This is a genomic window from Streptomyces sp. NPDC042002, from assembly GCF_055588305.1.
In genome coordinates this window covers 261,205-280,038 of the sequence record NZ_JBVJCT010000008.1, presented here as the reverse complement: position 1 = coordinate 280,038, position 18,834 = coordinate 261,205, and the positions used below count along the sequence as shown (strand labels likewise).

At 70.2% G+C, this 18,834-nt stretch carries 16 protein-coding genes and 1 pseudogene; 10 read left to right on the top strand and 7 right to left on the bottom strand.

Annotation, left to right across the window (positions count from 1 at the left end; genetic code table 11):
- Positions 1-27: 27 nt before the first annotated feature.
- Positions 28-198 carry a helix-turn-helix domain-containing protein gene (locus ACZ6KY_RS15815; RefSeq protein WP_469310887.1) on the bottom strand — a complete coding sequence of 57 codons (171 nt, stop codon included), beginning with the start codon at positions 196-198 and terminating at the stop codon, positions 28-30.
- Positions 199-845: 647 nt separating this feature from the next.
- On the opposite strand from ACZ6KY_RS15815, the gene ACZ6KY_RS15810 reads away from it, so the two are divergent.
- Together ACZ6KY_RS15810 and ACZ6KY_RS15805 are read left to right on the top strand one after the other, a co-directional pair.
- Positions 846-1,310: an SRPBCC family protein gene (locus tag ACZ6KY_RS15810; RefSeq protein ID WP_469310862.1), complete on the top strand. Its 465-nt coding sequence runs from the start codon at positions 846-848 to the stop codon at positions 1,308-1,310.
- Positions 1,307-1,861: a TIGR03086 family metal-binding protein gene (locus tag ACZ6KY_RS15805; RefSeq protein WP_469310861.1), complete on the top strand. Its 555-nt coding sequence runs from the start codon at positions 1,307-1,309 to the stop codon at positions 1,859-1,861. Before ACZ6KY_RS15810 ends, ACZ6KY_RS15805 begins: the two co-directional genes overlap by 4 nt.
- Before the next feature lie 169 nt (positions 1,862-2,030).
- Here the strand turns inward: ACZ6KY_RS15805 and ACZ6KY_RS15800 are convergent, their stop codons facing one another.
- The gene (locus ACZ6KY_RS15800) at positions 2,031-4,244 is read right to left on the bottom strand and encodes an FUSC family protein (RefSeq protein ID WP_469310860.1); all 2,214 of its coding nucleotides are present in this window, start codon (positions 4,242-4,244) and stop codon (positions 2,031-2,033) included.
- 589 nt (positions 4,245-4,833) lie between these two features.
- Here ACZ6KY_RS15800 and ACZ6KY_RS15795 point away from each other — a divergent pair.
- The 8 genes and pseudogenes from ACZ6KY_RS15795 to ACZ6KY_RS15760 all read left to right on the top strand — a co-directional run bounded on the left by ACZ6KY_RS15795 (position 4,834) and on the right by ACZ6KY_RS15760 (position 12,761).
- Complete coding sequence (locus tag ACZ6KY_RS15795; RefSeq protein WP_469310859.1) at positions 4,834-6,855, top strand: serine/threonine-protein kinase; 2,022 nt, start codon at positions 4,834-4,836, stop codon at positions 6,853-6,855.
- A 77-nt stretch (positions 6,856-6,932) separates the two neighbouring features.
- Positions 6,933-8,015 (top strand): DNA polymerase III subunit beta family protein, encoded by a 1,083-nt coding sequence (locus tag ACZ6KY_RS15790; RefSeq protein ID WP_469310858.1) that lies wholly within the window; start codon positions 6,933-6,935, stop codon positions 8,013-8,015.
- A 413-nt stretch (positions 8,016-8,428) separates the two neighbouring features.
- Positions 8,429-8,875: an SRPBCC domain-containing protein gene (locus ACZ6KY_RS15785; protein WP_469310857.1), complete on the top strand. Its 447-nt coding sequence runs from the start codon at positions 8,429-8,431 to the stop codon at positions 8,873-8,875.
- Complete coding sequence (locus ACZ6KY_RS15780; RefSeq protein ID WP_469310856.1) at positions 8,872-9,243, top strand: ArsR/SmtB family transcription factor; 372 nt, start codon at positions 8,872-8,874, stop codon at positions 9,241-9,243. Before ACZ6KY_RS15785 ends, ACZ6KY_RS15780 begins: the two co-directional genes overlap by 4 nt.
- A 29-nt stretch (positions 9,244-9,272) precedes the next feature.
- Complete coding sequence (locus tag ACZ6KY_RS15775) at positions 9,273-9,758, top strand: hypothetical protein (RefSeq protein WP_469310855.1); 486 nt, start codon at positions 9,273-9,275, stop codon at positions 9,756-9,758.
- Between the two features lie 240 nt (positions 9,759-9,998).
- Positions 9,999-10,641, top strand: a pseudogene (locus ACZ6KY_RS15770) (IS200/IS605 family accessory protein TnpB-related protein); the annotation flags it as partial.
- Between the two features lie 309 nt (positions 10,642-10,950).
- Positions 10,951-11,802, top strand: a complete 852-nt coding sequence (locus ACZ6KY_RS15765) for a lamin tail domain-containing protein (RefSeq protein WP_469310854.1) — start codon at positions 10,951-10,953, stop codon at positions 11,800-11,802.
- A 329-nt stretch (positions 11,803-12,131) separates the two neighbouring features.
- Positions 12,132-12,761 carry a class I SAM-dependent methyltransferase gene (locus ACZ6KY_RS15760; protein ID WP_469310853.1) on the top strand — a complete coding sequence of 210 codons (630 nt, stop codon included), beginning with the start codon at positions 12,132-12,134 and terminating at the stop codon, positions 12,759-12,761.
- 231 nt (positions 12,762-12,992) lie between these two features.
- On the opposite strand, the gene ACZ6KY_RS15755 is transcribed toward ACZ6KY_RS15760, so the two are convergent.
- The 5 genes from ACZ6KY_RS15755 to ACZ6KY_RS15735 form a co-directional block, all read right to left on the bottom strand.
- Positions 12,993-14,015: an ABC transporter permease gene (locus ACZ6KY_RS15755; RefSeq protein WP_469310852.1), complete on the bottom strand. Its 1,023-nt coding sequence runs from the start codon at positions 14,013-14,015 to the stop codon at positions 12,993-12,995.
- Positions 14,012-14,974 (bottom strand): ABC transporter permease, encoded by a 963-nt coding sequence (locus ACZ6KY_RS15750; protein ID WP_469310851.1) that lies wholly within the window; start codon positions 14,972-14,974, stop codon positions 14,012-14,014. Before ACZ6KY_RS15750 ends, ACZ6KY_RS15755 begins: the two co-directional genes overlap by 4 nt.
- Positions 14,967-16,529, bottom strand: coding sequence for a sugar ABC transporter ATP-binding protein (locus ACZ6KY_RS15745; RefSeq protein WP_469310850.1), 1,563 nt, complete (start codon positions 16,527-16,529; stop codon positions 14,967-14,969). The genes ACZ6KY_RS15750 and ACZ6KY_RS15745 overlap by 8 nt, the downstream gene beginning before the upstream one ends.
- Before the next feature lies 1 nt (position 16,530).
- Positions 16,531-17,631 (bottom strand): ABC transporter substrate-binding protein, encoded by a 1,101-nt coding sequence (locus ACZ6KY_RS15740; protein WP_469310849.1) that lies wholly within the window; start codon positions 17,629-17,631, stop codon positions 16,531-16,533.
- A gap of 144 nt (positions 17,632-17,775) precedes the next feature.
- Positions 17,776-18,789: a LacI family DNA-binding transcriptional regulator gene (locus tag ACZ6KY_RS15735; protein ID WP_328551658.1), complete on the bottom strand. Its 1,014-nt coding sequence runs from the start codon at positions 18,787-18,789 to the stop codon at positions 17,776-17,778.
- Positions 18,790-18,834: the final 45 nt, after the last annotated feature.

Genomic DNA, 18,834 nt, shown 5'->3' with positions numbered 1-18,834 from the left:
TTGGTGGTGTGAACCCTGGTTCCATTTCTAATGGACCTTCTGCTGCTCCAGCCATTTGAAGATCTCAGCTCTCTTGTAAAGGACCTTAGCGTTCCTGCCTCGGCCGAGCTTGTAACCCTTCAAGCCCAGTTTCGAAGCCTCCCTGTAGACCCAGCTCGTGGACATGTTGAGCATCGCAGCGACCTCAGTAGTATCCATAAGTACGGATTCGACGCTAGGGTGCCTGCGCGACGAGTTGATATCGGTGCGGGTCTGCGACTGCGGTTCCACGGGCAAGATGGCTCCTTGAGGCTGGCCTGAGCCTGATCGCGGCATCTGCTCGCGCTTTTGCTCTGGCTGAATTCCAGACGTCCTTGACGCCCGCCCTGTGTCACCGCCAAGAGTCACCGGACGAGCTATAGCTATGGTCATGAGAATCGCCGGTTTGGCCAACCGGCGGGCCGCTGCTATGTTGCCGTGCCCTTTGGCCACTGAGATTCCTTGATGAACATGGGAGCCTGCTCTTCGGTGAAACGGAAGGGCTTGGGTCGGCTGCCCCTTGGGGGCGTGTGGCTCGACCGCCTCGCTCGTGACCATCGTGCCCAGGTTGCCCGAGTGGTGGTGATCACGGACGCCCTTCGAAGGGTGCTGCGTAGGCTTGGGCCGTCGCTGTGGCGGGGTCCGGGAGAGCAGGCGAAGCACTCCTGCAGTCGCCTGACGATGCGTCAGGAAAGTCAGCAAGTGGTCAGCATGAATCCTGTAAAACCTGGGGAAAGCTGCCCGAACGTGCGACTCGTTATAGGGTTCAGAAACAGCCCTTGACCTGCAAAAACGCAGGCAGGGAGCCTGCTTGTGGGAGTACCCCGATGTTGCGTACCATGTTCAGGGCGTACACCGATCCTGATCTCGTCGTCCAGTGGCTCGGCCCGCGCCGCCTCACGATGCGGATCGACGTCTACGAGGCGCGCAGTGGTGGCTCGTACCGCTACACGCATCGCGAGGACGACGGGACGGAGTACGGCTTCCGCGGGGTGTTCCACGAGGTGCGTCGCGACGAGCGCATCGTGCAGACCTTCGCCTACGACGGCTTCCCGGACGGCGTCAGCCTGGAGACCACCGTCTTCGAGGACCTCGGCGGTCGCACCCGGGTCACCACCACCTCCCTCATGGGCTCCGTCGAGGCCCGCGACGCGATGATCAGAAGCGGCATGCGACGCGGCGTCCGCGAAGGCCATGAACGCCTCGACGAACTGCTCGGCGGCCGCCGGAGCGGCAACGCACGAGCGGCAACGCACAATGACGGACCGACAACGGAAGGCTTGAGATCATGACGAGCGCAGCCGATGAGCACCGCACCGTCGCCGGGGTCTTCACTGACCGGGTGCGCGGAGTGCGTCCCGGGGCATGGGACAACCCCGCCCCGTGCGAGGGCTGGGTCGCCCGGGACGTGGTGCGCCACCTTGTCGAATGGTTCCCGGACTTCGTGAAGGCGGGCGCCGGAGTCGAACTGCCGAAGGGGCCCTCGGTGGACGACGACCCGGTGAAGGCCTGGACGGTGCACAGCGACGGGGTGCAGGCCCTCCTCGACGATCCGGCCACGGCGCACAAGACGCTGTCGAACCCGCACATCGGAGAGGTCCCGCTCGACCAGGCGGTCGACCGCTTCTACACCGCCGACGTCTTCATGCACACCTGGGACCTGGCGCGGGCCAGCGGCCAGGAGGAGCGCCTCGACCCCGGCAAGTGCGCCCAGTTGCTCGACGGGATGCTGCCGCTCGACGACGTGCTGCGCATGAGCGGGCAGTACGGGCCACGGGTCGAGGTCCCCGAGACCGCTGACGTGCAGACTCGCCTGCTCGCCTTCATCGGACGCGAGCCCTGAGACGTCACCGGCCTGGTTCCCCTCCATCGGGTCCTCCATCGGGTGGCCGCCCGGCCTGATCACCGTCGCGCCGGATCCTCGCGCGGCTGGATCACCGTCCCGCCCGATCGCCACCCGGCGGATCACGGTCCGCCGGGTTCAGGGTCCGTCCAGTTCGCGTCCGTCCGGTTCACCGTCCCGTACGGGCCGTGGCTTCGTTTGCGCCTGCCGGTTCCGTTCCGCCGTCCTGGACCGGGGACGTCGGCCCGTCCGGACCGCGCCCGCCGATCGCCGTCAGCTCCGCCGCGAGGGTCTGAAGCCAGCTGTCGATGTCGATCAGCGCGGGCAGTACGGGGGCCGGGGCCGCGGAGACGACCTCGGGGGGAAGCGGCGTCGGCCGTGCCCGTACGCCACCTGGCGGGAACGCGGCCGCCCGGTCCATCGCCGTGGCCAGTTGCCCGACCGACTCCCGCGCCCATCGGACGGCGTCGGGCGGCGCGGGACCGTACGCCTGCCGGGGCAGCCAGTGGGATCCGATCTCCGCGTGGGAGGCGCAGTTGAGCGCCAGATGCCAGTCCGGTCCGCCGTCGACGGGATCCCTGCCACCCTCCGTCCGGTACTGCGCGTAGGCGCCCTCAGCGATGCGGAGCCGGTGCCGTGCCAGTCGCAGCGCCTCCTCGGCCGCACCGTCCCGAGGACGTGGATCGCCGGACGCGTCGGACGTGCCGGACGCGCAGACCGCGGCGACCACGGTGACCTGCACCAGGGGGGCCACCGCGCGCAGCAACTCCGCCACACTGCGTCGAACCTCGGCGCGGGCTCCGGCGGGCCAGGCGAGCACGCCGCACATCAGCCCGATCGCGCAGCCCGCCAGGACGTCGAGCAGCCGTGTCTCCGCCAGCCGCCAGGTGGCCGGAGCGAGCTGGCTGAAGGCGGCGGAGACGACCAGGGTGAACAGCCCCTGCGCCCAGGCCGGTCCCGCGATCGGCCCCACGGAGAAGGCCACGAACATCGCCGGAACGAGCATGACGGCGTACACGTCGACGGTGCCGCCCGCCTCGAAGATCAGCACCCCGGCGGCCAGCGCGCCCACCAGTGTGCCGACCGCCGCCGAGCGCACGGTGGACCAGGTCGCTCCAGCGGTCGTGCGGCCCAGTGTCAGCACGGCCAGCAGCACCCAGAAACCGTGCGAGAGCTCCAGGGCTCCGGCCACGAGACGGGCCAGACCGAGCCCGAGGGCCGTGCGCGCGGCGTTCTGGAACAGGACCGAGCGCAACGTGAGATTGCCCGTCAGCCGCATCCACAGAAGCCGTGTCGTGGGTGGCTCGGCGTACCAGAACTGCTCGGGCGGCAGTCCCGCCGAGTCGCGGCGCCCGCCGATCGCCACGGCCACTGCGGCCTGAACGGTCAGGGCCGAGGCCGCTGTGGTCAGCAGGTCGGACCGGCATTCCAGCAGCCGCTGCGACGCTTTGGCATCCGTGTCGAGCCCGGTGCCTGACGGACGTCCGCGTACGGCGACGAAGTCGGCGACCATCTCCTCGAGGGCCTCGGGTCCCGGCACGGCCCGCGCGCCACGGAGAGCTTCCGCCGTCGCGGCGCACCCGGCCGCGACACCGCGCAGCAGCCCCTCGGAGGGCGGATCGCCGGCCGACGCGGACTCCGGCCGCTCGGCCATCCGGGCCAGCTGGTCCAGTACACGCCGTGTCGCGGCTCCGGCCTGCGCCAGTCCGCGGTCGGTGCGGCCCGCCCCGGTCGGGCGCGAAGCCGGGGGCGCCTGCGACAGGCGCAGGGTCAGCCCCTCCTCCCGCAGACGCCGTGCCCGCCCGGGATCGTGGCGGTGGCCCTGAGCGGCCGCGAGCGCCGAAGCGGCCGCGAGATCCAGGGCGGCGGCGATCCGCGCACGGTACGGCTGAGCAGATGGGGCGGGCAGGAGCAGCAGCTCGCACAGGACCAGCAGGGTGATCCCGGTGAGCAGGCCGACTAGCCGCTGCGGCAAGGTCTCCGGCGCGTACGGCGGGAAGCACGCGAGCACGTAGAAGAGCAGCAGCCCCGGGACGGTACTCGCCGCGGCCGGTCCGTACGCGGCGGCGAAGGACACGGTGAAGCCGATCACCAGCATCCCCGCGACGGCGGAGGCGGTCGTCACGGCGAGAGCGGTGCCGAGGGCGGTCAGTGCCACGGCGACCGGCAGCACGCACAGGACGGTACGCGCCCGGTCCCGGCCGCCGCCGGGGACAGGCGAGAGGACGCCGAGCGCGATCGGCGCGAACAGGGCGTAGACCGCCACGACCGGCTGGTCCAGCAGGTACAGGGCCGAGTAGAAGCCCGTGGCGGACGCGACCGTGACACGCGCGGACTGCCGCGCGGCCCGTACGCGACCGGGGGAGGGGGGCCGCTTCGGCATGGATGTTCCTTCCTCAGCGCCTCCCCGGGCCCTTCCCCGCCGTACGTCCATTGTCGACCGGGACCGGTTCACGGGCAGCACGACAGTCGCCGGCCCTGTCCCCGCCCGGGGAACCACGGGCACCGCTCGGTCGGCCTCGGCTTCGCCGCACGGCCGAGCGATGGCTCTGCTCGGGCCGGACTGTGGACCTGCTCGGGCTGCCCGTTGGTTCGGCTCGGCCGGCCGATGGCTTTGCTCCGGGCACTCGATGGTTCCGCTCCGGGCGGCCGTGCGTCCGCCGGAGGCGATGGCCGTAACAAGGAGACGTGGTAAGGCAGTTGGACGGCAGTCTTACGGATCGGGGCCGGGGGACGGCCGTGGACGTGCCGGGCCCGCGACACGGTCCGCAAGCGCGTCGTCACGCGGCACGCGAGAGCACACCGTCTGGTCAGGGGTTTCTCTATCCAGGAGGCGGGTCAGCGCATAACATCCGGACGGGAAAGCGCCCCGAAAGGCCTGCTGGGGCATTCTGCCGGGACCCCGACTCGCCCCGGCCACCTGTCACATCTCCGCCTGCTCCAACGTTCAGTCCCGCACGAAGGAACCATCAGTGAGCGAAGCCGGATCCTCCGGAAGAGTCCAGCCGGCTCATGCCGGCGATCCCTCCCGAATAGGTCCGTACCGGATCATCGGTCGTCTCGGCGCCGGAGGCATGGGTACCGTCCACGCCGGAGTAGCCCCCGACGGAACGCGCGTGGCGGTGAAGGTGATTCACCCCGCGCAGGCCCAAGTGCCCGAATTCAGGGCCCGTTTCAGGCGCGAAGTGGCATTGTCCTCCCGTGTCACCGACCCGTACCTGATCCCCCTGCTCACCGCTGATGCGAACGCCGAAAACCCCTGGCTGGCCACCGAGTACGTCGCCGGACCGACGTTGAACCAGCAGGTGCTCGCCCAGGGACGGCTCGCCGGAGCGAGTCTGTACGCTTTCGCGGCAGCCACCGCGCAGGCCTTGGCCGCCGTCCACGCCGCCGGCGTGGTGCACCGCGACGTGAAGCCGCAGAACGTCATCCTCACGCCCTCCGGCCCCCGCGTCCTGGACTTCGGAATCGCGCACGCCGCCGACGGCACGAGTGTCACCCGGACCGGAGTCATGACCGGTACCCCGGGCTGGATCAGCCCTGAGCGGTACCGCACCGGCGCTGCCGGGCCCGCGGGCGACATGTTCGCCTGGGGAGCGCTCGTCGCCTACGCGGCCACCGGAAGAACGCCTTTCGGGACCGGCACACCCGACGTGGTCGCGCTCCGCGTGATGTCCGGTGAACCCGACCTGGACGGTGTCCCCGCGCCCCTGCGCGGGACCGTGCGGGGGGCGCTGGCCAAGGAACCCGGGGACCGTCCCTCGGCCGCCGACGCCGCCGAGGAGTGCTTCGAACTTCTGGGCTCCCAGGTCACCCAAGTGATGCGAGCCGACAGGTTGTTCACGCGCGCCGAGGACATGGTCACGGCCGTCTGGGACGTACCCCACGCGAACGATCCGGTGTGGCCACAGCCCGCGAGACGTCCGCGAAGGCCGTGGGCGGGCATGGTCGTCGTCGCGGCAGCGGTCATCGGGGGCCTGGTCGGCGGAGTGGTGGCCCTGATGCCCGGCAGGACGGAGGGCGGCCGTCACGTAAGCTCGAACGCGACTTCCGCTCCCGCCTCCTCCTCGCCCCGATCCCCGCGGTCGTCCACGGCGACCGCGAAGGCGAGCAGGGAAGCCGGCACGGCGGCGAAGCGGAAGCAGGCGTCGGGCAACGGCCCGGCAAGCGCGGAGAGTTGGGCCGAGGCGCGGTCGGCACGGGGCGAGGGCGAGCACGACGTGGCACGTGCCGTCCTGCACGACCAAGGGGCTCTCGTCCAGGAACTGGGCGACGGTGTCGAATTCGCCCCGGTATCCGTGCGGTTCGACGCGTCGCGCGGAGAGGTCTACCTCTCGTACCGGCTCTCCTCCGACGAGCAGGGAACGACGTACGCGGAGACGAAGGTCGCCGGTCTGCTGTGCCGGACGCTCAGGGAGGCCGTTCTGCGCCTGCACCCGGAACTGCCGTACCGCACCTATGTCATGGTGAAGGAAGCGACGGGCCATGACCCGCGGGTGACCTGGGACGACGACTTCCTCAGCAACGCGCGGTGCGCGTCGGCCGCCGGCAACGACACCGGGCAGGCGTCCGACGCCGACCTCGGCTGGCAACCGGACGAACAGGGCCTCGGCCAGGCCATGGTCCCCAGTACCGACAGCGATGAGATCAACGTCGCGGACCGCGCGACCAGGAGGATCATCGAGCGGACGAACGGGATGCGGACGACACTCGGCACCGATCACCCGCTCGGCAACGCGGAACTCAAACTGGGCTTCGACCCGGGAGGCTCGGCGATGTACGTGTGGTCGGACTACGGCACTTGGAACCAGGGGCAGATCGCGACCTGGGCGGACATGGCGGCGGGCGAGGCATGCCGGGCTCTGGTGAAACAGAAGGACAGCGCGGGCGGCGCTTGGCCGTACTCCCGCTATGCCGTGGTCCAGAGGGGCGGCTCCCACTACCTGATGATCCGCTGGGGTACGGCCGAAACGGCGGCCGACTGCCCGGCCTGATCGAGGACCGCCCGAGCGTGACCGGGGTTGACCCTCGACATGGCCGAGGGCTCAGGGTTCCGGGTGTGGAGAGCGAGATGCGCAGCATCGGCGAGATGGCCCGCGACAGCGGACTGAGCGTGAGCGCCCTGCGGTTCTACGACCGCGGTGGTGTGCTGGTCCCCGCCTGGGTGGATCCGGTGAGCGGCTACCGCTGGTACGGCACCGAGCAACTCGAAGAAGCCCGGTTGCTGGCCCGGTTGCGCCGGGCCGGCATGCCGTTGGCGGACATCCGGCTGGTTCTCGCCGGCTGGTCCAGCGCGGACACCGACCTGGTGCGCAAGCTGCTTCAGACGCATGTGCGCCGTCTTGAGGCGGGACTGTCCGATGCCCGCAACGAGTTCTCCACGCTCCGAGCACTCCTCGAACGCAGGGAGAAACCCATGACTTCGCCCAGCACCACCGCCGTCCGCCTGTCCCTCTCCGCGCCGGAACTCGCCGACGCGCTGGACGCGGTCCGTTTCGCCGCCGGTACCGACCCGGAGCTGCCGATGCTCGGCGGCCTCCTCTTCGACATCGAGGGCGAGACACTCAACGTCGTGGCCACCGACCGGTACCGGATGGCCGTCGCGCGGGCCGGCACCGGCGGGCACGCCGAAACCCGCGTGCAGGTCATCGTCCCGTCGCCGCTCGCCGACGCGATGCGGGCCTTGATCGGCAGCGAGGAATCCGTCCAACTCGCCGTCGACGGCGGCCGCGTGACACTGGAGACCGGAGACCGGCAGACCGCCGGCCAATGCCTCGACCATGACTTCCCCGACTACCGCCGTCTCGTCCGCTTGCCGGCCGGCCGACGCGCCCTGGTCGATGTGGCGGCCTTCCAGGAGGCGGTGGAGACCGGTCCCGTCCGCACGAGCGAAGGGAGCGGACCGGGTGAAACGGCCGCCGAACTCAGCTTGCTGATCGCGACGGCCGACGGAACACTGACCATCGGCGAAGACGGTCACGACGACCAGAACCAAGTCGCCGTCAACCGCGAGTTCCTGCTCCACGCCCTCGCCGCCGGAGCCAGGGACCGACTGATCCTGGAGATCGGCGCCCCCATCGCGCCCATCGCGATCCGACGGCCCGATGACGAGAACACGTTCTCCCTGCTGATGCCGGTCCGTCTGGAGAACTGAGCACAGCGCCTGCGCTTTTGCCGCTCACGCCGCCTGCTCGGCGCGGGCCACAGCGGCGGTCGCGCGGCAACTACCGCTCGGCGCCGAGGCGTGGGCTCCCCCGCGTCGCCGGGGCGGCGGTTCAAGGAATCCCGCGCCGGCCGTCAGGGAACCCGCCCGCGTCGGCCGTCAGGGAATCTCGGGACGCACGAGTGCCCTGGCGAAGGGCTCACCGGTGCGTCGCGCGTACGTCATCCGCTCGCACCGCCGGCCGTGTACCAGGGAAGACGCGAGGTGTGCCGGTCCCGCGGTGAGTGGATCGCGTGGGACCACTGAGGTGGCGCTCGATCGAAGTGCAACTCTCTGGTTGCGCCTTATGGAGTGTTGTGCAACCCTGGAGTTGCATCTGATCGTGGCGATGAAGGAGTCCCCTCATGAGCGAGGACCGGATCGAACGCGAAACCCTGATCGAAGCTCCCCTGGAGCGGGTCTGGTCGCTGGTGGCCCAACCCGGCTTCTGGGTCGCCGACAAGGCGAGCCTGCCCGGCACCGTGGCGAGGGAGGGCGAGTCGATGGTGGCGAAGAACCCCGAGCACGGTGACTTCCCGGTGCGCGTGGAGAAGGTCCGGCCGCCGACGTATCTGGCGTACCGCTGGACCAGCGCGTTCCCCGGAGAGGAGCTGCGCGAGGAGAACAGCACGCTCGTGGAGTTCACGCTGACCCAGGAAGGCGACCGGACGCGGCTGCGTGTCGTGGAGAGCGGGTTCGCGGCGCTGGCCGGGTCCGGGGAACTGCGCGGCCGGAATCTGAAGGACCACACCCAGGGCTGGCCCGTGGAACTCGACGCGCTCAAGAAGCGCGCCGAGCAGCCGTCGCCGTGAGGGAGGAGCAACCTGGTCGCGCCGCCGAGGACATCGACAGCGTCCTCGGTGCGCTGGCCGATCCGACGCGACGTCAACTGCTCGATCTGCTGGCCGAACAGGGCACCGCCACGGCGACGACCCTCGCCGAACGGCTCCCTGTCTCGCGGCAGGCGGTGGTCAAGCACCTCGCCGTCCTGGACGCCGCGGGGCTGGTCTCCGGCAGCCGGGTCGGGCGTGAGGTGCGGTACGCGGTGCGGTCCGCGGCGCTGGACGCGGCCGCACGGTGGATGGCCGCGCTCGCGGTCGACTGGGACCGGCGGCTCGCGCACATCAAGCGCGTCGCCGAGTCACCGGAACAAGGCCCCCCATCGGCTCGGCCCGACTGACACGAAGCACTCGCTGAAAGGAAGCGCCCATGGACACGACAGGACTTCGCGCCGCCTACGACAGGTTGCTCGAGGTCGCGGCCATGCCCGACCTCGGCGACGCCCACGACGGCGGGTGGAACGCCGATCAGATCCTGGCTCACCTCCTCAGCGTCGACGCGACTGTCGCCGCGGTCGCACTGAGTGTCGTATCGGGTTCGCGCCCGACGTTCGACAACCGCGTCTCTCTCGACCCCTGGAACCTTGACCGGATCATCGCCGAGCACTCGGGCAGGGCAGACCTGGCGGCCCATCTCCGCGGCCAGGTCGCCGTCCTGTGTGACATCGCCGGTCTGCTCGGCGAGCGAGCGGCGTCGGTTCTGGTGCCTTCGCTCCTCCTGTCGAACAACGCCCTTGGGCTGGACCAGCCGGTTCCGCTCGCCGCCCTCATCGACGGCCTCGCCGACGACCATGTGCCCAGGCACACCCAGCAGCTCCTGGACCTTCGCGTCGCCGTCCCCGGGCGCGCCGCCTGAAGGCGGGATCGGATCGTCTCCGCTGCCGGCCCGACGTCGGCAGGGGAGCGCGGCGCGGTCCGACGGGGGCGGCTGTGGGTCGCGGACGGGGGTCCTGCTGCGGGCCGCGGTCCGCCTGTGGCTACTCTCCCCGGCATGCACGACGAGCACGACGTCGAGGTCGCCCCGATACCTGACCCGATACCGCTTCCACCAGGGAAGACGCTGCTCTCGGGCGAGTCCGGGAAGCGGTACGGCAACGAGACCGTCCGGGTAGGTGGCCTGATCGGCGTCGACACCAACGCCGATCTCCCCCACGCTCGGCTTCGCTCGCGCGGGGGACCCCCACGGCCGCCTGGCGGCTCGATGTTCACGGCGACCCGGTCGGCGCCCCGCGCCGCTTCGACTACGACCTGTCCGGCACCGCCGACCACCGCGACGCCCAGGTACGCCACGCCCTGACCCGCCTCCTGCACTGGGCCACCCGCCCCCACCTCGCCATCGCCGTCGAGGACCTCGACTTCACCGCCGAGACCAGCCGGGAGAAACACGGCCGACGCAAACGCTTCCGCAAGCTGATCTTCGGAAGGCGCGCCCTGGGGCATCCGGTCAGGCGTCGGACGGCACCGCCCCGTACCCACCAGTGTGATGGGTACGGGCATCGGACCGTCCAGGCCCGACCGGAAACCCCGGGGCGCGAGGCGCTGTTCATCAGCGGCCTCCGGCCGCGGGCCGCCCCCGCGTTCCCGGACCACGGACACGATCCGTGCCGCCCGGACGCGGAGCGAACGCGGGCAACCAGAACGCCCAACACCGTCCGGGGCGTTCGGCCGAGGATGGGTTCTGGCAACAGGGACCCACTCCCGCTCAGCCCATGGGAACGGTGTTACTCACTTTCGAGTGACGGGTGGGTAGGTGCGGCGATGCTCCGGATGCCCGAATATAGACTAAATGCTTCGGTAGTACGGGAGTTGGTGATGATAGTCCATCACTTTTCAGCTTTCCGTAGTTAAAGGCCTTATGCAGGCGTCTGTAACTGATATGTCCGTAATTGGTAACAGCGGTCTGGTGTCGCTCATCTCGGGCGGGGGTGTGGAGCAACTTATGAGTCCTCGGCCACCGGGCCGGGACTCGCACAGGGTCGCACCGTGCAGTTCCCCGCAGTGGGGCGCTCGCACGGGGTGTGCCGGCTCTGGAACCTTGAGGAGCATTCATGTCCGTTTCCACGTCTGTCACGGCCCGCCGTGTGGCGGCCGCGGCCATCGCGGCAGGCGCGCTGGTCGGCTCGGCCTCCGTGTCGGCCTCCGCCGCGGAGCCGCGCTTCGAGCGCACGCACGTTGCCATCAGCAGGGTGCAGGCCGACGCGCCGGGCTTTGACGACCGCTCCAGCCGTTCCCTGAACGCTGAGTGGGTGGAAATCACCAACTCCGACCGTCACGGAGTGAACCTGAACGGCTGGACGCTGTCGGACAAGGACGGCAACCGCTACACCTTCGACGACTACCGCCTGGCCGGCCGTACCACCGTCCGGATCCACACGGGCTTCGGCCGCGACACCAGCCGTGACCTCTACCAGGACCGCCGCAACGAGGTGTGGGACAACCACTCGGACGTCGCCACGCTGCGGACCGACCGCGGTCGCTTCGTCGACAGTGTCTCCTGGGGCCGGCGCCACGACCGTGACCACGACCGTGACCACGGCCGTGACGACCACCGTGGGCAGGGCGACCACCGTGACCACGGCCGTGACGACCACCGTGACCACGGTCGTGACGACCACCGTGGGCAGGGCGACCACCGTGACCACGGCCGTGACGACCACCGTGGGCAGGGCGACCACCGTGACCACGGCCGTGACCACGACCGCGGGCAGGGCGACCACCGCGGCCAGGGCCAGGGACGCAGCCAGGGCCAAGGCCAGGGGCAGGGCCAGGGTCAGGGTCAGGGTCACAGCCAGGGCCAGGGCCAGGGCCAGGGCCAGGGTCAGGGTCAGGGTCAGGGTCAGGGTCAGGGTCAGGGTCAGGGCCAGGGTCACGGCCCGCTCCACGGCCTCATCGGTCACTGAACGGCTCCTGAAGACAGGCCCGTTCAGGGTGTACGCGGGTGGCATCCGGTCAGGACGTGGAGGTGACCGGCTGTAACCCCGGGCCCGATCGGACCCGGTGAACGCGCGAACCCGCAGGTCGGCATCGCCGCACGAGACCCGCACCGCACGGTGCGGGTCTTCTGCGTCCGAGCACGAGCCTGAGCCCGGCGCCGCGCAGCGTCACCGGCGTGCCATCGCCCGCACGGTCCGAGAGGTCTCCTCCGGCGTACAGTCGACCGGTAGAACGCCGCCGTGACATGATCCCGGGCGCCGGACCCGGGCGACGGCGGCGGTGGAAGGTCGATCGCATGGCCGGACCGCCCCCGCACGACGACACTGACGCGCCGAACCCCTGGCAGTGGCTCGACGACCTGTACGCCGTCCGGCCGCCGTGGGAGATCGGGCATCCGCAGCCGGTCTTTCTCGACCTGGCGCGGTCGGGCGCCATCCGTGGACGGGTACTCGACGTCGGCTGCGGTACGGGGGAGCACGTACTCATGTGCGCCGACCTCGGCCTCGAAGCCACCGGCGTCGACCTGGCGGCCACCGCGCTGGCGGCCGCTCGGGACAAGGCACATCGGCGTGGGGCCACCGTGCGGTTCCTCCACCACGACGCACGGCGGCTGACGGAGCTGGGAGAGCAGTTCGACACCGTGCTGGACTGCGGTCTGTTCCACCTGCTCGATCCGGAGGACCGCGCCGCGTTCACCGACGGGCTGCGGGCCGTGCTGCGCCCCGGAGGACGCTACTTCTTGCTGTGCTTCAGCGACCGGCAGCCCAGGACCGGGGCCAGAGGGCCGCACCGGCTGACGCGGGACGACATCACGGCCGCGTTCGCCGACTCGCTGCGGATCGACTCCGTCGAACCGGCCACGATCGAGATCACCTTGGACCCGGCGGGCATCCGGGCCTGGCGGGCCGCCATGACGAGGGTATGAGGGTGCTCGTGATGACGGGGGAGTGAGGATGCTCGTACGACTCCGCGGGCGGCCCGCCCTTCCCGCCCATGACGGCCCGCCCTCCCCACCGGTGACGGGCGGGCCGTCACGCGGCGCGTCCGGTCCACGGCGACCGCGTCCGCGACGCGCACGGATCATCCGCGACGCGCACGGATGATCCGAGGCGGACGGATGATCCGCGACCGATCCGGATCCGGACCGGTCGCACCTTCACAGCACCCGGCGCCGACGTCCCAGCCAGGTCTGCGCGATGACGACGACGGCCAGGAAGGCGCCGCTGACGACCTGTTGGTAGGCGGAGTCCAGCGAGCCGATCTGGTTGATGACGTTCTGGATGACCTTCAGCAGCAGCACACCGACGAGTGAGCCGCTGATGAAGCCGAACCCGCCGGTGAGCAGGGTCCCGCCGATGACGACCGCCGAGATCGCCTCCAGTTCCATGCCGGAGCCGAGGATCGTCACGCCCGACGCCAGCCATGCCGCGTTGAGCGCTCCGGCGAGTCCCGCGCACAGCCCGGAGAGCGCGTAGACGGAGATCTTCGTACGGGCCACGGGCGCGCCCATCAGAGCCGCCGCGTCCTCGTTCCCGCCGACCGCGTACACGTACTGCCCGAACCGGGTGCGCCGGAGCACGACCGCGCCGAGCACGAACAGTGCCACGGTGATCCACACAGGCACGCCCACGCCGAGCAGCGCGCCCTGTCCGAGCTTCGCGAAGAACGAGCCCTTGTCCACGAGATACGTCTTCGAGCCCTCGTCGGTGACGGAGAGCAGGAGACCCCGCGCGCCCAGCATCGAGGCCAGCGTGACGATGAACGGAGCCAGCCGTGAACGGGCGATCAGCAGGCCGTTGACCAGACCGATCAGTCCGCAGACGGCCAGCGGCAGCAGCAGTGCGACGACTGTCCCGTACTGGGAACCCCAGGCCGCCAGCACGCCGCCGAGCGCGAAGAGCGAGCCCACCGACAGATCGATGCCGCCGGTGACGATGACGAAGGTCATGCCGAGCGCGACCACGGCGAGGAACGCCGAGGAGAGCGCCATGTTCTCCAGGTTGTCGCCGGTCAGGAACGTGTCGAAGCTGAAGGACGCCACGGTCATCGCGACGATCAGGGTGACCAGCGCGCCGTGCTGCTGGGCCAGGGCGCTGAGCCGTTCGGAGCGGCCGGCGCCGGACGGTTCTTCCTCGGCCGTGTCTCGTGCGCGCACCGGAGTGTCCACGTCGGTCGTCATCGCTTTCCTCGTTCCCGTGCCGCGTAGACGGCGAGGACGATCACCACGGCCTGGGCGATCTGGGTCCACGACGGCGGCAGATCGTGCTTGATGAGCGTGGTGGTGAGCAACTGGATGAGGACGGCGCCGGCGACCGTGCCGCCGATGCGGACCCGGCCACCGCTCAGCGGGGTGCCGCCGACCACGACCGCGGTGATCGCGGACAGCTCCATCAGGTTGCCGAGCGAGGTCGGGTCGCTCGCGGTGAGGCGGGCGGTGGCGAGCACTCCCGCGACGGCGGCGAGGACGCCCGAGCAGACGTACACCAGGATGAGGACGCGGCGTACCGGCAGTCCGGCGAGCCTGGCCGCCGGACGGCTGTCCCCGATGGCGAGCAGCTGGCGGCCGAAGGTCGTACGGCGTACGACGAAGGCGACGAGCAGCGCGAGGGCGGCGGCGATCAGTACGACGTACGGGACGCCCAGGACATCGCCGGAGCCGAGTTCCGCCATCGCCGGGTCGTGGACGTCCTTGAGCTGGGGGAGGAGGACCAGGGCCAGCCCGCGCCCGGCGACCATCAGGGCGAGCGTCGCGACGATCGGCTGGACGCCGACGAACGCGATGAGGGATCCGTTCGCGACGCCGATCACGGCGCCGCCGGCCAGGGCGATCAGGATGGCGACGCCGGGCCCGTAGCCGAGGTAGAGGGACAGGAGCGAGGTGGACAGGGCCATCACCGAGCCCACCGCCAGGTCGACGCCCTCGCTGCCGATCGCCAGCGCCATGCCGAGCGCCACGATCAGGACCGGGGCGACCTGGACCGCCTGGGTGCGGAAGTTCTCGGTGGACAGGAAGTGCGGGGTGAAGACGGTGTTCACCAGGAAGAGGACCACGACGCCCAGGTAGACGCCGTACTCCTGGAGCAGGCCCAGCAGACGGTCGCGGTCGGCGGTCACCCGGCCGAGTGTCAGGTCAGTCATCGTGGCCTCCCGCGCCGGTGCCCGTGCCCGCAGCGGTAGTTGTGACGGGGGCTGCGGCGGGTGCGGCGGCGATGGCGCGCATCAGCCGGTCCTCGGTGACGGCGTCGCCGGTCAGCTCCTCGACGACCGCGCCGTCCTTGAGCACGATCACCCGGTCGCTGCCCTCGATCAGTTCCTCGGGGTCCGAGGAGATGAGCAGGACGCCGAGTCCGTCCTCGGCCAGTTCGTCGATCAGTTTCTGCACCTCCGCCTTGGCGCCGACGTCGATGCCCCGGGTCGGCTCGTCGAGGAGCAGGACCTTGGGCTGCATGGCCAGCCAGCGGGCCAGCAGCACCTTCTGCTGGTTGCCGCCGGACAGTTCGCCCACCTTCTGGTGGGGGCTCGCCGCCTTGATGCGCAGCCGTTTCATGAAGGTCTCCACGATCCGGTCGACGCGTGCCTCGTCGACCAGTCCGAAGCGCGAGAGGCCGGGCAGCGCGGCGAGCGCGATGTTCTCGCGGACCGAGAGGCCCGGCACGATCCCCTCGGCCTTGCGGTCCTCGGGCAGCAGGCTGATGCCGGCCCGGATCGCGGCGGGCGTCGAGCCGGTGCGCACGCGGACGCCCGCCACCACGACCCGTCCGGAGTCGGTGGGCAGCGCGCCCGCGATGGCCTTGGCGGTCTCGGTGCGGCCCGAACCGAGCAGCCCGCCGAGCCCCACCACCTCGCCGGGCCGCACGGAGACCGAAACGTCGTGAAGCTGGTGACGCACGGTCAAATGCCGTGCTTCCAGGACGGGTTCGGCCTCCGTGTCATGGCCGCCCGCGAACTTGGTCAGGCCCTCCTGTCGTACGTCCGCGATCTCCCTGCCCAGCATCAGCGCCACGAGCCGCAGCCGGTCGAGTTCGGCGATCCGGCCCGTGTGCACCACCAAGCCGTCGCGCAGCACGGTGACGGCGTCGCAGATCTCGTACAGCTCGTCGAGCCGGTGGCTGACGTAGATCACCGCGATGCCCCGCTCGCGCAGCATCCGGATCACCCCGAACAGGGTCCGTACCTCGCGTGGTTCGAGCGAGGAGGTCGGTTCGTCCATGACGACCACGCGGGCGTCGACGGAGACGGCGCGGGCGAGGGCCACCATCTGCTGGGCGCCGACGCCCAGTTCACGCAGCGGCCGGCGTACGTCGACCCGCAGGCCGAGTTCGCGCAGCGCCTCCCCGGCCTGCCGGTGCATGCGCCGGAAGTCGATCAGGCCGAGCCGGCCGCGGGGTTCGCGGCCGAGGAAGAGATTGCGGGCCACGCTCATCAGCGGGACGAGGTTGACCTCCTGGTAGATGGTGGAGATTCCCGCGTGCTGTGCCTGAAGCGGCGTGGCGAAGCGGACCGGGACGCCGTCGTACGTCACCTCGCCCTCGTCGGGCCGGTACACGCCGGTGAGGACCTTGATGAGGGTCGACTTGCCCGCGCCGTTCTCTCCGATGAGGGCGTGCACCTCCCCGGCGCGGGCCGTGAAGTCCACCGAGGACAGGGCCTTCACGCCGGGGAAGGACTTCGACAGGCCGGTCACTGACAACATGTCAGAAGGCCTTGCCCAGGTCGGACTTGGCGTTGTCCTTGGTGTACGCGCTGTCCTGGATGACGATGTCCTGGGAGACCTTCTCGCCCTGGGTGAAGGTGTCCAGGGTCTGGAAGGCGAGCGGTCCGAAGCGCGGGTTGGACTCGATGACGCCGTCGATCCAGCCGTCGACGATGCCCTGGACGGCGTTGCGGGTGCCGTCGATCGTCACGATCTTCACGGCGCCCGGCTTCTTGCCGGCGCTCTTGAGGGCGTTGACGGCGCCGAGGCCCATCTCGTCGTTCTCGGCGTAGATCCCGGTGATGCCGGGCTTGGACTGGATGAGGTTCTCGGTGACCGACTGGCCCTTCTCCCGGGCGAAGTCACCGGTCTGCTTGAAGACGATCTTGAGGCCCGGGGCCTTCTCCTTGAGGCGCTCCTCGAAGCCCTTGGTGCGTTCGGTCGTCACGTTGTTGCCCGCGGCGCCGAGCAGGATGGCGATGTCGCCCTTGCCGCCGGTCGCCTCGATCATCCGGTCCGCGGCCCGCTTGCCCTGCTCCACGAAGTCGGATCCGATGAAGCTCACATAGTCCTTGCAGGCGGTGGCGTTGATCTTGCGGTCGATGGTGATGATCGGGATGTGCTTGGCGGACGCCGAGCGCAGGACGGGTTCCCAGCCGTCGGAGTTGAGCGGCGCGATCACGAGGAGGTCGGCGCCCTTGGCGATGAGGTCCTGGACGTCGCTGATCTGCTTGGAGAACTGCGACTGAGCGTTGGCCGTCAGCAGTTTCACGCCCCGCTTGCCCGCCTCGGCCTTGATCGACGCGGTCTCGGCGATCCGGAAGGGGTTGGCCTCCTTCTCGGACTGGGAGAAGCCGACGGTGGCCGACTTCAGGTCGATCTTCTTGGCGCCGTAGGCGTCGATGGCGCAGGTCGGTCCCGCGCCCGTGGACGGCGAGGCGACGACCTGCCCGCCGTCGCCCTGGCCGGTGGAGTTCTTGTCCTTGCCCGCGGTGTCGTTCTCCGACTTCGCGCATCCGGAGACGAGCGCGAGGCTCGTGATGAGGCCGGTGGCGAGGAGGGTCCTGGCGGAGGTGCGGTGACGTGGTGCGATCGGCTTCATGAGATCCCCAGACGGCGCGGCCCCGGCGGCTGAGAGCGCTCCCGGGGATGATCGGCTCTTGCGGTCAACTCGGTGTACACGTCGTTCCGGGGAGGTTTTTACATCGTTGAAAGGAGGCTGTAAAGCCTTCTGTCCGAAATCTCGTCAGCGCCGCCCCAGCGTGCTCTCGCGCTCAACCAGCCTGAAATCCGCGGTCAGTTCACGTCCGCCGGGCTCCGTCCGGCCCGACAGGCTGCGCAACAGGGAGGCCACCGCCATCCGCGCGATGGCCTGCTTATCAGGCGAGATCGTCGTCAGCGTGACCGCACCGAACCGTCCCTCTTCGATGTCGTCGAAGCCGACCACCGCCACGTCCCACGGAACCCGCAGGCCACGCTCGTGCAGCACCCGCATCGCGCCGATCGCGACCAGGTCGTTGTACGCGAACACGGCGTCCGGACGGACCCCGGAGTCCAGCAGCCGGGCCATCGCCCGCGCGCCCTCGTCGCGGCTCCAGCCGCCGACCGGTACCACCAGTTCATCGGGCGCGGGCACCCCGGCCTCCGTCAACTCCTCGCGCCAGCCCGCCAGTCGCAGATGCGCGGGCCGGTTGGCCGAATCCGTTCGGGCCCCCAGGTAGGCGATCCGCGAGCGTCCGCGGCTCAGCAGATGGCGTACCGCACTGCGCGCGGCCGACACGTTGTCGATCGCGATGTGGTCGTAGGGCACCTCGTACTCCCGCTCGCCGAGCAGCACGAGCGGCACGTCGTCGGTGCGCGAGCGCAGATCCTCGTCCTCCAGCTCCAGCGGGCTGAGGATCAGACCGTCGATGACATTGGCCCGGAAACCCTGGCTCACCAGCACTTCCTGCTCGCGGTCGCCGCGCGTGTGGTCCAGGAGCACGGTGAACTCGTGCTCGGCGGCGGCGTCGATGACGGCACCCGCGAGCTCCGCGAAGTACGGGTTGCCCAGCTCGGGGATGGCGAGGGCGATGATGCCCGTGCGGCCCTTGCGCAGGTGGCGGGCCGTGAGATTCGGCCGGTAGCCCAGCTCGTCGATGGCCTCCTGGACCCGTGCCCGCATGGCCGGAGCGACGTGCGGATAGTTGTTCACGACGTTCGAAACCGTCTTGATCGAGACGCCGGCGTGCTCGGCGACGTCCTTCAGGCTGACCCGCAAGGGATCTCCTCTTCATCGATGTGCGCCCCTGTCACCTGGGCGTTT

Bases quoted from the DNA above. Each gene is read 5' to 3' on its own strand.
- ACZ6KY_RS15815 (WP_469310887.1), bottom strand. From the start codon at position 198: ATGGATACTACTGAGGTCGCTGCGATGCTCAACATGTCCACGAGCTGG.
- ACZ6KY_RS15810 (WP_469310862.1), top strand. From the start codon at position 846: ATGTTGCGTACCATGTTCAGGGCGTACACCGATCCTGATCTCGTCGTC.
- ACZ6KY_RS15805 (WP_469310861.1), top strand. From the start codon at position 1,307: ATGACGAGCGCAGCCGATGAGCACCGCACCGTCGCCGGGGTCTTCACT.
- ACZ6KY_RS15800 (WP_469310860.1), bottom strand. From the start codon at position 4,244: ATGCCGAAGCGGCCCCCCTCCCCCGGTCGCGTACGGGCCGCGCGGCAG.
- ACZ6KY_RS15790 (WP_469310858.1), top strand. From the start codon at position 6,933: ATGCGCAGCATCGGCGAGATGGCCCGCGACAGCGGACTGAGCGTGAGC.
- ACZ6KY_RS15785 (WP_469310857.1), top strand. From the start codon at position 8,429: ATGAGCGAGGACCGGATCGAACGCGAAACCCTGATCGAAGCTCCCCTG.
- ACZ6KY_RS15775 (WP_469310855.1), top strand. From the start codon at position 9,273: ATGGACACGACAGGACTTCGCGCCGCCTACGACAGGTTGCTCGAGGTC.
- ACZ6KY_RS15765 (WP_469310854.1), top strand. From the start codon at position 10,951: ATGTCCGTTTCCACGTCTGTCACGGCCCGCCGTGTGGCGGCCGCGGCC.
- ACZ6KY_RS15760 (WP_469310853.1), top strand. From the start codon at position 12,132: ATGGCCGGACCGCCCCCGCACGACGACACTGACGCGCCGAACCCCTGG.
- ACZ6KY_RS15755 (WP_469310852.1), bottom strand. From the start codon at position 14,015: ATGACGACCGACGTGGACACTCCGGTGCGCGCACGAGACACGGCCGAG.
- ACZ6KY_RS15750 (WP_469310851.1), bottom strand. From the start codon at position 14,974: ATGACTGACCTGACACTCGGCCGGGTGACCGCCGACCGCGACCGTCTG.
- ACZ6KY_RS15745 (WP_469310850.1), bottom strand. From the start codon at position 16,529: ATGTTGTCAGTGACCGGCCTGTCGAAGTCCTTCCCCGGCGTGAAGGCC.
- ACZ6KY_RS15740 (WP_469310849.1), bottom strand. From the start codon at position 17,631: ATGAAGCCGATCGCACCACGTCACCGCACCTCCGCCAGGACCCTCCTC.